Origin of the sequence: Brevibacterium casei CIP 102111, assembly GCF_900169275.1 — a bacterium.
Classification (GTDB): domain Bacteria; phylum Actinomycetota; class Actinomycetes; order Actinomycetales; family Brevibacteriaceae; genus Brevibacterium; species Brevibacterium casei.
Window position 1 is genome coordinate 259,925 of record NZ_FXZC01000001.1, and the last position, 13,101, is coordinate 273,025.

The 13,101-nt window shown below is 68.0% G+C and carries 12 protein-coding genes; 5 read left to right on the forward strand and 7 right to left on the reverse strand.

Annotation, left to right across the window (positions count from 1 at the left end):
• Positions 1-16: 16 nt before the first annotated feature.
• The 4 genes from BC102111_RS01180 to BC102111_RS01195 all read right to left on the reverse strand — a co-directional run bounded on the left by BC102111_RS01180 (position 17) and on the right by BC102111_RS01195 (position 3,868).
• Complete coding sequence (locus BC102111_RS01180) at positions 17-571, reverse strand: methylated-DNA--[protein]-cysteine S-methyltransferase (protein WP_009376517.1); 555 nt, start codon at positions 569-571, stop codon at positions 17-19.
• 114 nt (positions 572-685) lie between these two features.
• Positions 686-1,591, reverse strand: a complete 906-nt coding sequence (locus BC102111_RS01185) for a glycine betaine ABC transporter substrate-binding protein (RefSeq protein WP_009376515.1) — start codon at positions 1,589-1,591, stop codon at positions 686-688.
• 40 nt (positions 1,592-1,631) lie between these two features.
• On the reverse strand, positions 1,632-2,576 hold the full coding sequence (locus tag BC102111_RS01190) for an ABC transporter permease (RefSeq protein WP_009376513.1): 945 nt from the start codon (positions 2,574-2,576) through the stop codon (positions 1,632-1,634).
• A complete protein-coding gene (locus BC102111_RS01195) occupies positions 2,576-3,868 on the reverse strand; it encodes a quaternary amine ABC transporter ATP-binding protein (RefSeq protein WP_101623398.1) in 1,293 nt (430 codons plus the stop codon). The genes BC102111_RS01190 and BC102111_RS01195 overlap by 1 nt, the downstream gene beginning before the upstream one ends.
• A 370-nt stretch (positions 3,869-4,238) precedes the next feature.
• Here BC102111_RS01195 and aroD point away from each other — a divergent pair, with 370 nt between their 5' ends.
• Entirely contained in the window at positions 4,239-5,063 is an 825-nt protein-coding gene (gene aroD / locus BC102111_RS01200; RefSeq protein ID WP_009378629.1) for a type I 3-dehydroquinate dehydratase, read from the forward strand.
• Positions 5,064-5,192: 129 nt separating this feature from the next.
• Here aroD and BC102111_RS01205 read toward each other — a convergent pair whose 3' ends face one another.
• Positions 5,193-5,492: a DUF4235 domain-containing protein gene (locus BC102111_RS01205; RefSeq protein WP_009378635.1), complete on the reverse strand. Its 300-nt coding sequence runs from the start codon at positions 5,490-5,492 to the stop codon at positions 5,193-5,195.
• A gap of 158 nt (positions 5,493-5,650) precedes the next feature.
• On the opposite strand from BC102111_RS01205, the gene BC102111_RS01210 reads away from it, so the two are divergent.
• Entirely contained in the window at positions 5,651-5,902 is a 252-nt protein-coding gene (locus BC102111_RS01210) for a hypothetical protein (protein ID WP_009378637.1), read from the forward strand.
• On the opposite strand, the gene BC102111_RS01215 is transcribed toward BC102111_RS01210, so the two are convergent.
• Complete coding sequence (locus BC102111_RS01215) at positions 5,886-6,761, reverse strand: aminodeoxychorismate lyase (protein ID WP_009378639.1); 876 nt, start codon at positions 6,759-6,761, stop codon at positions 5,886-5,888. The genes BC102111_RS01210 and BC102111_RS01215 overlap by 17 nt on opposite strands.
• 61 nt (positions 6,762-6,822) lie before the next feature.
• Positions 6,823-7,929: a VIT1/CCC1 transporter family protein gene (locus tag BC102111_RS01220; protein WP_009378641.1), complete on the reverse strand. Its 1,107-nt coding sequence runs from the start codon at positions 7,927-7,929 to the stop codon at positions 6,823-6,825.
• A 347-nt stretch (positions 7,930-8,276) separates the two neighbouring features.
• Here BC102111_RS01220 and BC102111_RS18120 point away from each other — a divergent pair, with 347 nt between their 5' ends.
• From BC102111_RS18120 to BC102111_RS01235, 3 genes are all read left to right on the forward strand, one after another.
• Positions 8,277-10,298, forward strand: a complete 2,022-nt coding sequence (locus BC102111_RS18120; RefSeq protein ID WP_101623399.1) for a M28 family peptidase — start codon at positions 8,277-8,279, stop codon at positions 10,296-10,298.
• Between the two features lie 144 nt (positions 10,299-10,442).
• Entirely contained in the window at positions 10,443-10,895 is a 453-nt protein-coding gene (locus BC102111_RS01230; protein WP_009378643.1) for a DUF3817 domain-containing protein, read from the forward strand.
• Between the two features lie 186 nt (positions 10,896-11,081).
• On the forward strand, positions 11,082-12,992 hold the full coding sequence (locus tag BC102111_RS01235) for a flotillin family protein (RefSeq protein WP_101623400.1): 1,911 nt from the start codon (positions 11,082-11,084) through the stop codon (positions 12,990-12,992).
• Positions 12,993-13,101: the final 109 nt, after the last annotated feature.

The window sequence follows — 13,101 nt, forward strand, 5'->3', positions numbered from 1 at the left end:
CGCGCCGCCGGCCCGCTCAGAAGAGCGGGTTCGGCAGCGCTCCCTCCATCTCGAGCAGCCGTCGCTTGGTCTCGAGGCCCTCGCCGCGGCGCCCACCCGAATAGCCGCCGAGACCGTCGCCCGCGACGACCCGATGGCAGGGGATGAGCAGCGGCAGCGGGTTGAGGCCCATGATGGTGCCGATCGCCCGGGCCGGGATCGCGGTTCCGGTCCGGGCGGCGAGCTCACCGTAGGTGATCGTGTCCCCGAACGGCACCGTGTCCGCGAGGACGGTGAGGACCGTCGTCGCTGAGGCGGAGAGTCCGTCGAGTCCCAGCGGCAGATCGAACTCGCCGAGGCGGCCGTCGAAGTAGGCCCCCGCCTGGCCGAGGGCTTCGGCAAGGAGCGGATCGCGGTCCGCTCCCGAGCCGTCGGACGTGTCGCCTGCTGCGGTCTGCGCGGCACCGAGGTCGCTGTCGTCGACCCATTCGACCCGGACGATCGCCGTGCCCGTGCTCGAGAGCAGCAACGTGCCGACCGGGGAGGCGAGGGACGCGCGGTGGAGTCCGGTCTCCGGTCTGCTCTGTGTCATCGGTCCGCCTGAGTCTGAGTGAGGAGACGACTGGGCCCGTCGCCTCGCGGTGCGAGCCGACGGGCCCAGTCTATGACCGGTGGCTGACAGGTCAGCCGAGGATGGTCTCAGCGGTCATTCGCTGATCTCCGTGGAGTAGGCGTCCGGGTTGTCCTTGATCCACTGGGCCACGGCCTCGGCCTCCTTGCCCTCGCCGTACTTGTTGACGACCATGTCCTCGAGCGAACCGTACTGCTTGTCATCGAGCTTGATGCCCTTGATGTACTCGGCAGCCTCCGGGTTCTTCTCGGAGAAGCCCTTGGTGCCGAGGAAGTGGAGCGCTTCGGGCTCTCCCATCGCGCCCTTCGGGTCCTCGAGGTCCTTGACGTCGTAGGCGCTGTTCGCCCAGAACGGACGCCACAGGGTGACGACGACCTCTTCCTTCTTGTCGATCTTGTTCTTCAGCTCGGTGAGCATCGTCGCAGTCGACGAGGTGACGAGCTCGTACTCGCCGTCGAGACCGTACTCGGGCATCATCTTGTCCTTCGTCTGCGCGGTGAGACCCGCGCCGGGCTCGATGCCGATGATCTTGCCGTCGAATTCGCTCGCCTTGCCCTTGAGGTCCTCGATCGAGTTGATGTTCGAGTACGAGGGCACCGCAATGGTCAGCTTCGCGTTGTCGTAGTAGGCGCCGAGGTCCTCGAGCTTGTCGCCGTACTCGTCCATGTACTGCTTGTGGGTGACCTCCGGCCACGCCGAGGGGTAGATGTCGACGTCGCCGTTGGCGAGACCCGAGTAGAGGATCGCGGCCTCGGTGATCGTCTCCATCTTGACGTCGTAGCCGAGCTTGGTCAGCTGGTTCTCCAGCAGGTAGGCGGTGCTCAGGCCATCCGTCCAGGATGGGATGAATCCGAGGGTGATGGTGCCCTTGTCGCCTCCGCCGGAGGCGTTGTCCTTGCTGGCCTCCTGGGAGCAGCCGGACAGAGCCAGCGCCAGGGCAGCACCGACGGCGGCGATCTTCGTGACGAAACGCTTCTTCATCGTGGTTTCCTTACTTCTCGGGGTGATGGTCGGATGGTCTTCAGCTCTGGACTCGGTCGATCTCGACGACGTCGACCTCCCGCGGTTGTGCGATCTGCCGGCTCTCCGCCGAGGTGTTCCGGCGACGCTTGAGCATGCCGAGGAGGGAGTTCGGGTAGTCCTTCGCCGATCCCAGCGCCGCCGTCACGCGGTCGAGGTAGATGGCGAGGATGACGACGCCGAGCCCGGCCTCGATGCCCAGCGGCAGGTTCTGTGTGGCGACGGCTTCGACGACGTTCTTGCCGAGCCCGTCGGCGCCGACGATGCCGGCGATGACGGCCATCGCCAGGGCGAGCATGATGACCTGGTTGATGCCGGCCATGATCGTCGGGGTGGCCAGGGGCAGCTGGACGCCGCGAAGGATCTGGCGAGGCGTGGCACCGAACGCGTATCCGGCTTCGACGGTCTCGGAGTCCACACCGCGGATGCCGAGCTCGGTGAAGCGGACGCCCGGGGGCAGGGCGAAGATCACCGTGGAGACGAGACCCGGGACGACGCCGATGCTGAAGAAGGTCACGGCCGGGATGAGGTAGACGAAGGCCGGCATCGTCTGCATGAAGTCGAGGATCGGTTTGACGATCGCCGAGACCGTGTCGTTTCGAGCCGCGAGGATGCCGACGGGGATCGCGATGATGATCGCGACGAGCGCGGCGAGGACGACGAGGGCGAGCGTCTGCATCGCGGAGACCCACTGGTCCATCGTCATGATGAAGAACAGCGTGATGAGGGTGCCGACGGCGAACTGCCACGACCTCACGAGCAGTCCGAAGAACGCGAGGATGAGGATGATGACGAGCGGATGGAGATCGACGAGCACCTCGGTGAGGGTGTCGACGAGGAAGCGGACGACAAGGGTGATGAAGTCGAAGAGCCAGGCGAGATTGTCCTTGAGCCAGTCGAAGGCGACATCCGCCCATTCACCGACCGGAATTCTGATGTCCTCCATCACAGGGCCTCTCTCTTCACGGCGTCCTCGGTGCCCACGGGGGCGGGTTCGTCGGCGAGCACCTCGTCGATCTCGCTCGCGGCCAGCGGTGGTGCCGGTGGCCGCACCTCTCCGTCCCCGGACTGGTGGCCGAGCGCGGCGAGGAGCGTGGCACGGGGGATCACGCCGACGAGGAGCCCCTGGTCGTCGACGACGGGCAGCGGCAGCGGCGACTCCGCCGACGGGATGAAGAGGTCGATGAGCACATCGTCCGGGGAAGCGACCTGCGCCGGAGGCGCGATGATGCCCTCGAGCGTCCTTGCCCCGGCGCGGATCCGGTCGACGGCGTCGCGGTCGGTGACGACGCCGAGGAAGCGGCGGTCGCGATCGGTGACGTAGACGGCCGAGGAGTACCCGTCGCGCATCGTCCGCAGCGCGACCCTCGGGCCGCTCTGATCGGAGATGACCTGACGCGGCTTCTCCATGACATTGCTCGCGGTGAGCACGCGGGCCCGGTCGACGTCCTGGACGAACTGGGCGACGTAGTCATTCGCCGGGTCGGTGAGGATGTCCTCGGGAGTGCCGATCTGCACGATCCGACCGTTGCGCATGACAGCGATGCGGTCGCCCATGAACATCGCCTCGTTGAGGTCGTGGGTGATGAAGATGATCGTCTTCTTGAACTTGGACTGGAGTTCGACGAGGAGCTCCTGCATCTCACGGCGGATGAGGGGATCGAGCGCGGAGAACGCCTCATCCATGAGGAGGATGTCCGTCTCCGCCGTGAACGCCCGGGCCAGACCGACGCGCTGCTGCATGCCGCCGGAGAGCTGACCGGGGACCTTGTCGCCCCAGCCCTTGAGGCCGACGGCGTTGAGCCAGTAGTCGGCCTTCTCCAGGCGTTGGGCCTTCGGCACCCCGCGGAGTTCGAGCGCATAGGCCGCGTTCTCGCGGACGGTGCGGTGGGGGAGGAGCGCGAAGTGCTGGAACACCATCGAGATGTGCTCGCTGCGGACTCTGCGCAGGGTTCCGGCGTCGGCCTTGGCGATGTCGGTGCCGAGGACCTCGACCGAACCCGACGTCGTCGACCAGAGACCGTTGAGAGTGCGGATGAGCGTCGACTTCCCTGACCCCGAGAGTCCCATGACGACGAAGATCTCACCCGGTTCGACTTCGAAGCTCGCGTCGATGACCGCGGCAGTGCCGAGCTTGGTCAGCTCATCCCGATCGGCGCCCTGTTCGAGGCGCTTGACGACTTCGTTCTGCCGTTTGCCGAAGACCTTGTAGACATGTGACGCTCTGACGACGCTCACGCGCTTCCTCCTTGCAGTCCAGATGCTCCGCAGCCACGAGAGGCGCCACCCTGTCGCGCGGTGAGGCGATGACCAGGTCGATCACGTGGGCCTCACCGCTCACGGAATTCTCTCGATCATTATAGAATTCTCCATGCATTTCAGCGGAAACTTTATTCCTGATATCCGGAGTGTTGTGTTTGACAGGCTATCTCACCAGGGACGATGCAAGTCGGTGTGTTATTTGATCGTTACATTCACAGCGTCGGTCGAGGTTTCCTGACACCTATTCCGCGCATTTCCCCGCATTCACTGACTTGTGAGTTCGGTTATCGCGGACGTTGTGCGGAATGTTCAGCGGGCGAGCTCGTCGACCCTCTATGGTGGAGGCGTGAAGCCGCTGCCGTTCCTCTCCGCCGCCTCCTCCGGGCGCTTGCCGACCCCGGCACAGCGCGATCCGGGACGACCGGCGATCATCGTTCCCGTCCAGCAGACTGATCCCAGTTCCCTGTCCGCCGCCTGTGCCGACATCGCCGCGAGCGGCATCGTCGACGTCATCGAATGGCGCATCGATCCGCTCGTCGTCGCGCTCGGGCAGGCCGCGGAGGCGACGGATGCGGGTCCTGCCCGGGTCGATGCGGATGCCGTCGCCGAGGCGGTCCGCGCCCTCGCCCCGCACGTGACCTCGGCGGGGCCGCCCGTGCTCGTCACCCTGCGCTCCGGTTTCGAGGGAGGGGAGGCCGACATCAGCGAAGCGGACTACGCCGAGGTGGTGCGCCGCCTCGGCGCTCTCGGGACGGCGGCGGTCGACGTCGAGATCGCCCGGTCGGGTGCGCCGGACCTCATCGACGCCGTCCATGCGCAGGGGGCCGCGGTCGTCGCCTCGCAGCACAACTTCACCGCCACGGACAGCGTCCCCGAGATGCGGACGACACTGGCGGCGATGCGCGAGGCCGGTGCCGACGTCGCGAAGATCGCGATGATGCCGCAGTCTCCGGCCGATGTCGCCGACCTCCTGCGGGCCACGGCCGAATCCGAGGCCCGGCTCGACTGCCCCGTCATCGGAATCTCCATGGGACGGCTGGGCCGGACCAGCCGCATCCTCGGAGGGGACTTCGGCAGCTGCGCGACCTTCGCCCAGATGGGGCAGGCCTCGGCACCCGGGCAGATCGATGCGGCGGAACTCGCAGCGATGCTCGACGCTCTCTGCGCCTGAAACCTCGTCAGAGCGGAGCAGGTCCGGTCGACATGCCTGCCGGCGATCGGGACGCCGATGCGAACGGCCCCGGATGCCGACTCACTGGTCGGCATCCGGGGCCGTTCGCACATCCGGTGTCGGTGAGGGTCAGTCGACGCCCTCGGCGATCTGCTTGCGGAACTTCTTCGGCAGCGCCTCGTCGCCGAAGTTGTTGCGCACGGTGTTCGCCGCCAGGCGCTGGACGATGAGCTGGGCGACGGCCACGCCGACACCGGAGACGACCGTCCAGGCGAGAGCCTCGGACATCGTGATCTCCTCATCGACCGGATTCGACGGTGCGGGGCGGTGCGTCGACTTCTCCCAGGCGAACGTGAGCACCTTGCGGGCTGCGAATGCCGCCGCGATGGGGGCTCCGACGCCGATGATCTGCCAAGCGAGCTTTCCCATGCCCGTGTCCTTTCGTCCGAAGTTCGGGGGTCGAGAGACCCCGCGCGGTGGCGAGGGATCCTCGGTGACCACACTATCGCAGGCGGGTCGATTTCATACTTTCGTGGGATGTGCCGGGCGTGCTCGCCCCCGTAGCGTGGAGGCACGGCAGTCGAGAGGTGGACACAGTGCTGAGCAGACGGAAGAACGTCGTCGTCACGAGCCTCTTCGTGCTCGGCGGGGCCGGATTCGTCCTCGGTCTCGTCCCCGACCTCGCTCCCGCCTTCTGGGTGCTCTGGCTCACCGGCTGCGGTGCCTCGATCCTCGGGCTCATCCTCGCCGCCACGGTCCCACGCGTCGACGACGATCGTGAGCGTCCGCCCGGGACCCGCGGGTCGGTCCAGTCCGGGGGTCTCACCCGGCGGCGATGATCCTCTGGAACTCCCTGGTCAGAGCCTCGTCCCGGTTGAGCTCCCTGCCGTCGAGCTCACGCAGCGTCACCGCCGTGCGGACCGAGGACACGAGCCACGCGCCGTCGGCGGCGTGGACGTCGTCGAGGCTGAGATCGGCGAAGTCCGCCCGCAGCTCGAGCCGGCCGGCATGGTCGAAGAGCAGACGCTGCGTCGTGCCGGCGAGCAGACCGGCGGTCGGGTCCGGGGTGAGGAGGTGGTCGCCTCGGCGGATGACGATGTTCGACGTCGGTCCCTCGAGGACGATGCCGTCGTGGGAGACGAAGACGACCTCGTCGACGCCCTGGGCCCGCGCATAGCGCAGCGCCGCCTGGTTGACGGCGTAGGACAGGGTCTTCGCGCCGAGGAGCAGCCACGGGGAGGTCCGCCCGAGATAGGCGGGGAAGCCTCGGTCGATGCTCACTGCGCGCACGCCCTCGGCGCGGGCGGTGACGATGCTGTCCTCGATGGGCAGGGAGAACGCCCAGCCGCGCGGGGCGTCGGTGCCCCGTGAGAGGGAGTAGCGCACGGCGAACTCGGTGACCCCGGGGTTCGCCTTGATCGTCTCGGCGACGACGGTGTCGACGGCCTGGCGCCACAGCCGGCGATCGGGTTCGGGAAGTTCGAGCGCCGAGGCGGAGGAGTGGAAGCGGGCGAAGTGCCGTTCGCGGGAGACGACGGTGGGCTCGCGCGTGGCCGGGTCGACGCGGACGAGGACGGTCTCGAAGATCCCATCCCCTCGGTGGGCCGCGAGATCCGTCACCGGCAGCTGGGGCGAGTTCAGCGGAGCCGACCTGATCGTCGACGCGCCGGGATCGATGAGGACGAGGACTTCGGTCATGCCCACAGTCTACGGTCGCCGCCCCGCCTGCGGGAGACCTTCCCGGCAGGTGAGGATGTTCTCAGGCAGTGCTGATGCCGAAGAGGAGACCGAGACCGTACGTGACGGCGGCCGCACCGAAGCCGATCGCCATCTGCCGCAGCGCGCGCGGACCGGGCGCCTTGCCGGAGAGCAGGCCGACTGTGCCGCCGGTGAAGAGGAGGGCGATGCCGACGAGGCCGGCGGAGAGGAACACGGCAGGCAGTCCGGACATGCCGAAGATGTAGGGAAGGATGGGGATGAGCGCGCCGGAGGAGAAGAAGCAGAAGCTCGAGATCGCCGCGCCGATGCCCGTGCCGAGCTCGTCGCGGTCGACTCCCGCGTCGAGGCTCGGCAGCTGCGGAGCCTGCGTCGACTTCGCCTCGGCGATCGTTCGGTGCGCCTGGGCCTCGGCCTCGGCCGGATCCATCCCGCGGGCACGGAAGACGAGAGCGAGCTCGTTCGCGTCGATGTTGAGGTCGGCCAGCGCATGCCGCGACTCGGGGTCCGGGGTCGAGGCGTCGAGGAGCTCGCGCTGGGAGCGGACGGAGATGTACTCGCCGGCCCCCATCGACAGGGCGCCGGCGAGGAGCCCGGAGATGCCGGTGAGGAGGATGACGGTGTTCGACACCCCTGCTGCCCCGACGCCGAGGACGAGGGCGAGGTTGGAGACGAGTCCGTCGTTGGCGCCGAACACGGCGGCGCGGAAGTTGCCGGACAGTCGGGCGCGGGATCGGGCGGCCAGGGCTCGGACCACCTCGGCGTGGATCCGCTCGTCGGCGGCCATCTCCGGGGAGGCGGCGACCTCGTTCTGATACGGCGAGCTCGTCTCCGACTGCTGGGCGAGGGCGAGGATGAAGACGGATCCGAAGAGGCGGCCGAAGAACGCGAGGCTGAGCGTGACGAGGTCGGGGGTGCGCTTCTTCTCGGCGTGCTCGCCGAGGAGGCTGATCCAATGCTGCTGATGCCGGGACTCGGCGGTGGCGAGGGCGAGGAGGATCTCGCGGTCCTCACCGGTGCGTCGGGCAGCGAGGTCACGGTAGACGCGCTCTTCGAGGCGCTCGTTCGCGAGGTAGCGCTGCCACCGGCGGATGGTTCGGCGATCGGGTGACTCCGAGGGCGCTGGGGCCGAGGACTGCTGGTTACTCACTGGTCGGATTCTACGGGGGATGCGGTCATGATTTCAATACTTGCGCAATTGCTTAACTATTGTTTGTTACCTATTCGTGACCTCAGCGCGTCCCTGATCGGCTAAGTTGATGAACTATGTGAATTGTGTCACCGTTTCGTTATAGAAGTTTGTGATTCGTTACCAAGCGGCGGATCGCTCGGCGGAACGCAAGAGTCAGATCCTCCCAGCACCAAGCGCGCCGCGCCGCTGCGGACTCCGCAGTCGGGCGCAGGCCTGCGCACGGACCGGAGTGCAGGGTCGTGCACGATCGACGGCCCATTCGAGGGGACGGATTCGCGTGGCACCTGAGGAGCGAAAGGAACTCCATGAAGTTACGCATCAGAGCCTCTCTGGCCGTCACCGCAGCAGCGGGACTGGTCCTGGGAGGCATGGCGCCGGCGACGGCCGCCGGCACCGCGGGACCGACAGAGCACACCGACATGGGCGTCACCGGCGACGCCGTGATGGATCACCTCCAGAACATCTCCGACATCTCCGTGGCGAACAAGGACTCGGGCTTCCGCGCCCTGGGCACGCCCGGCTACGAGGAGGCGGTGGAGTACGTCGAGCAGACGCTCGAGGCCACCGGCGCCTACGACGTCACGCGCCAGGCCTTCGACATCGAGGATCAGACCTACGGTGAGGTCGCGGTCAGCGTCGACGGTGAGGACATCGCCGTCAACCCTGCCAGCTACACCGAGGGCACCGAGGCACCGCTGACCGACGTGCCGCTCGTGCTGCCCACCGACGACGACTACTCCGACCTGGCCGGGGGCCAGCTCGGCTGCGCGGCCACCGACTACGACGACACCGCCGAGGGTGCCGTCGTCCTCGTCGCCCGCGGTTCCTGCACCTTCGGGGAAAAGGCGCAGGCCGCGACCGACGCGGGGGCAGCCGCCGTCATCATCTACAACAACACCAAGGACGCACCCGACGAGGAGCTCAACGCCACCCTCGGCGCGCGCATCGAGAACGGTGCACCGACCGTGGGCACGACCTACAACCTCGGCAACGGACTGCTCGAGGCGATCCAGGCCGCCGGTGACGGCGAGGCCCCGTCGACGGACTTCACGCTCGAGACCGAGTACAAGACGGTGACGACGTGGAACGTCATCGCCGAGACGAAGGCGGGCGACAAGGACAACGTCCAGATGTTCGGCGCCCACCTCGACGGTGTGCCGGAGGGCCCAGCCGCGAACGACAACGGCTCGGGTTCCGCGGCCCTGCTCGCCAGCGCCGAAGCGCTCGCGAAGCAGCCGACCGAGGTCGACAACGCGGTGCGCTTCGCATGGTGGGGCGCTGAGGAGGTCGGTCTCGTCGGATCCGAGAGGTACGTCGAGAGCCTGAGCGCGAGCGAACTCGCCAAGGTCAAGGCGTACATGAACTTCGACATGATCGGCTCGGACAACTACATCGTCGGCACCCTCGACTCCGACGGGTCGGATGTTCCGATCCCCGACGACATCAACGTGCCCGCAGGGTCCGCTGAGCTCGAGAAGGTCTTCACCGACTACTTCGAGACCGTCGACCAGCCCAACGTCGGCACGGACTTCTCCGGTCGCTCGGACTACCAGGCGTTCATCGACGCGGGGATTCCCGCCTCGGGTCTGTTCTCCGGAGCGGACGGAACGAAGACGGCCGAAGAGGCTGAGATGTTCGGCGGCACCGTCGGTGCCAAGCACGACACGAACTACCACCAGCCCAGTGACACGATCGAGAACATGAGCAAGGAGTCCATCGACATCTTCGCTCCTGCGATCGCGTACTCGGTGCACGCGCTCGCCTACGATCTCACCGATGCGCCGTCGCCGACGCCGACGGAGACCCCGACCGAGACGCCCACCGAGACCCCGACGCAGACGCCGACCGAGTCGCCCACGGACGATCCGGTCGAGCGGAAGCTGACGATCGACCCGACGACGATCGACGAGAACGACTTCGTCTCCGACAGGGGAGTCGCCGTCACCGCGGCCGGGTGCACGCCCGAGACCACGGCGACCATGACCGTGACCCCGAAGAACGGGAAGATCGAGAAGTTCGAGCAGACGGCGACCGTCAGTGCCGAGAGCATCGCGAACTTCGGCGTCCGCGGTCTCGACGCGTCGCAGTCGGCCCAGTACGTCGGCAGCTACGATGTCTCGGTCGAGTGTGAGGGCGGAGACGCGCTCACCGGCTCGTTCGAGGTCGTCGCCGCCGGAGCGGACGATCCGGGTGCCGGAGGCGGGGGAGACCTGCCGCGGACCGGTTCCGAAGCCCTCCCGCTCGTCGCCTCTGCCGCAGCGCTCATCGTGCTCGGTGTGGTCATGACCATGGGAGCCCGCCGCCGCAGGGCCGGCAGCCTGCAGTAACAACCCCGAAGCCACGCGGGCCGGTGACTGGACAAGTTCGCCGGCCCGCGTGTTCGTGTCTGCGGCGCTGACCGAGGTGTTCATGCCCACAGAATCGCCTCTCCTGCAGGACGCATTCAGCTTCGCCCGGCACAATGGGTTCCCGTGACTCCCAAGAAGCTCTTCAATTTCTTCGCCGTGGCCGAAGCCATCACGTGGGCGCTCCTCCTCTTCGGCATGTTCCTCAAATACGTCACGAAGACCACCGAGGTCGGCGTGCGCATCGGAGGCGGGATCCACGGGTTCGTCTTCCTCTGCTTCGTCGTCGTCGTCATCCTCGTCGGCGTCTCGCAGAAGTGGGGCATCGGCCGTCTCCTCATGGGGCTCGTCTCGGCCGTCATCCCGTTCGCGACGATCCCGTTCGAGATCGCCTCGAACCGGGCGGGCGCGCTCGACGGCGGGTGGGGTCTCGGACGTGAGGGGCGCGCACCCCGCGGACCACTGGAGAAGCTGTGCGCGTGGGCGATCCGCTCCCCGGGGCTGGCAGCGGGCATCGGCCTCGTCGTCGTCATCGTCGTCTTCGCCGGTCTCCTCGTCGTCGGACCTCCCGGGAAGTGAGCCGGACCGAGCCCCGCGCTCACTGAGCATCGCGGACACTGAGCCCCGCCTCGGCGAGGCTCTCACCTGGGATCATCGGAAGGATGACCCTGGGCAACACTGAGCCCCTCCGATAGGGTGGTGAGCATGGGGCGGCCGACCGGGCCGCCCTCATCGCATCCCTTACGAGGAACGGAAGGCCCGCTCATGGACCTCATGCTCGGCGTCGTCGGCATCGGCGCCATCATCGTCATCGTGCTCATCGCACTCGTCGTCATCCTCCGGTCGTACAAGATCGCCTCCCCGTCCGAGGCGCTCATCATCACCGGTCGCAACGCCTCGGGAGCGTCGGGGTCGGGGCGGATCATCATCGGCGGGCGCGCTGTCGTCTATCCGATCGTGCAGAAGGCGTTCATCCTCTCCCTGTCCTCGCGGCAGATCTCCGTCGAGATCGACGGCATCTCGAAGAACGGCATCGCCCTCAAGCTGCGCGGTGTCGCTCAGGTCAAGGTCGGGGGCACCGACGATGACGTGCGCAAGGCCGCACAGCGCTTCCTCGACCAGCAGGATCAGATCGACCACTACTCGAAGGAGATCCTCTCGGGCACCCTGCGCGCGGTCGTCGGCACGCTCACCGTCGAGCAGATCATCCAGGACCGCGCCTCCTTCGCCGCTCAGGTGCAGGAGGAGTCCGCGCACTCGATGAACAACCAGGGTCTCGTCATCGACACCTTCCAGATCTCCGCGGTCGAGGACGAGGGCAGCTACCTGCGCGACTGGGGTCGTCCGCAGGCCGCCGAGGTCGCGAAGAACGCCGCCATCGCCGAGGCGAACGCCTCCCGTGCCGCCGCCGTCGAGGAGGCGCAGCAGAACGAGGAGACGCAGAAGCAGCAGGCGCTGACCGACCAGGCGATCGCCGAACAGCAGCAGCAGCTCGCTCTCCGCCGTGCCGCCCTGAAGGAGGAGGCCGATCAGCGGCAGGCGACGGCCGACAACGCCGGCCCCCTCGCGGCCGCGGCCGAGAAGCAGAAGCTGCTCGAACGCGACCGCGTCGTCGCGAAGGAAGCCGCGGAGCTGCGTGCCGAGCAGCTCGACGCCGAGGTCCGCAGGCCCGCCGACGCCGAACGCTACCGGCAGCAGGCCGCGGCCGACGCCCGGGCCTACGAGATCGAGGCCCAGGGCCGCGCCGAGGCGGCGGCCGAACTCCACCGCCGGTCGAAGGAAGCGGAGGCGATCCGCCTCGAAGGCCAGGCCGAGGCCGATGCGATCAAGGCGCGCGGTGAGGCCGAGGCGCGGGCACTCGAAGCCCAGGCCGAGGCGTACAAGAAGTTCAACGACGCGGCCGTCCTCTCGAAGGTCCTCGAGGTGCTTCCCGACATCGCCGGCGAGCTCGTCGCTCCGTACTCGAACATCAAGGACCTCTCGATCGTCTCGACCGACGGCGAGTCGAAGCTCGCGAACTCCGTGTCGAACAACCTCGCGCAGGTCCTCGAGGTCGTGCGCGGCACGACCGGCATCGACCTCACCGACCTCGTCGATCGGGCGCAGAACCCCGACGGGGGCGACGGGGATGACGGAGCCGGTTCGGGCCCGGGTGCGGGGTCCGACGGCGGGTCCGGTTCGGGGCCCGGCGGAGGATCCGGTTCGGATTCAGGGTCCGGCGGTCAGGTGATCGAGGGCCGGCTGGCTGACGACGATGGTGCAGCCGGCCCCCGCCGAGGTGGGGGTGCCGATCGCAGCGGTCGCCGCGGCAGTGCGCCCGGTGGCCGCCGTCCGCGCGGCGGCCGGCGCGACGGTGGTCAGCGCGACGGCGGTCAGTGGGCGGGCTTCGACCCGGCTGACTTCCTCGACGCGGACGGCGGAATCGACATCCAGCACATCGGCGACGAGGTCAAGCGTGCCACCGGCATCGACGTCCAGGCCTACATCGACGAGGCGCTGCGCCGCCGCGACGGCGGAGGTGCCGGAGGAGCCGGAGCGTCGGGAGCCGGAGGCCCTGGCACTGGCACGAGCGGCCCGGGTTCGACCGGCGGGGCCGGTGCTGGCGGCACCGACCGTTCCGAGTCCGGCCCCTCGGGGACGGACGATGACTCCGACGACGAGCCCGGCGGCGAGTAGCTGGCGGCCTGCCGCAGTCCGGCCGATTCGGCCCCAGCCATGCGCCCCCGAGGAGCATCCGGTTCGACGATCACGCGATTATCGAACCGGATCCGCCTCGGGGGCGCTC

Excerpts from the sequence above, each read along its gene's own strand:
- BC102111_RS01180 (WP_009376517.1), bottom strand. The coding sequence starts at position 571 with ATGACACAGAGCAGACCGGAGACCGGACTCCACCGCGCGTCCCTCGCC.
- BC102111_RS01185 (WP_009376515.1), bottom strand. The coding sequence starts at position 1,591 with ATGAAGAAGCGTTTCGTCACGAAGATCGCCGCCGTCGGTGCTGCCCTG.
- BC102111_RS01190 (WP_009376513.1), bottom strand. The coding sequence starts at position 2,576 with ATGGAGGACATCAGAATTCCGGTCGGTGAATGGGCGGATGTCGCCTTC.
- BC102111_RS01205 (WP_009378635.1), bottom strand. The coding sequence starts at position 5,492 with ATGGGAAAGCTCGCTTGGCAGATCATCGGCGTCGGAGCCCCCATCGCG.
- BC102111_RS01215 (WP_009378639.1), bottom strand. The coding sequence starts at position 6,761 with ATGACCGAAGTCCTCGTCCTCATCGATCCCGGCGCGTCGACGATCAGG.
- BC102111_RS18120 (WP_101623399.1), top strand. The coding sequence starts at position 8,277 with ATGAAGTTACGCATCAGAGCCTCTCTGGCCGTCACCGCAGCAGCGGGA.
- BC102111_RS01235 (WP_101623400.1), top strand. The coding sequence starts at position 11,082 with ATGGACCTCATGCTCGGCGTCGTCGGCATCGGCGCCATCATCGTCATC.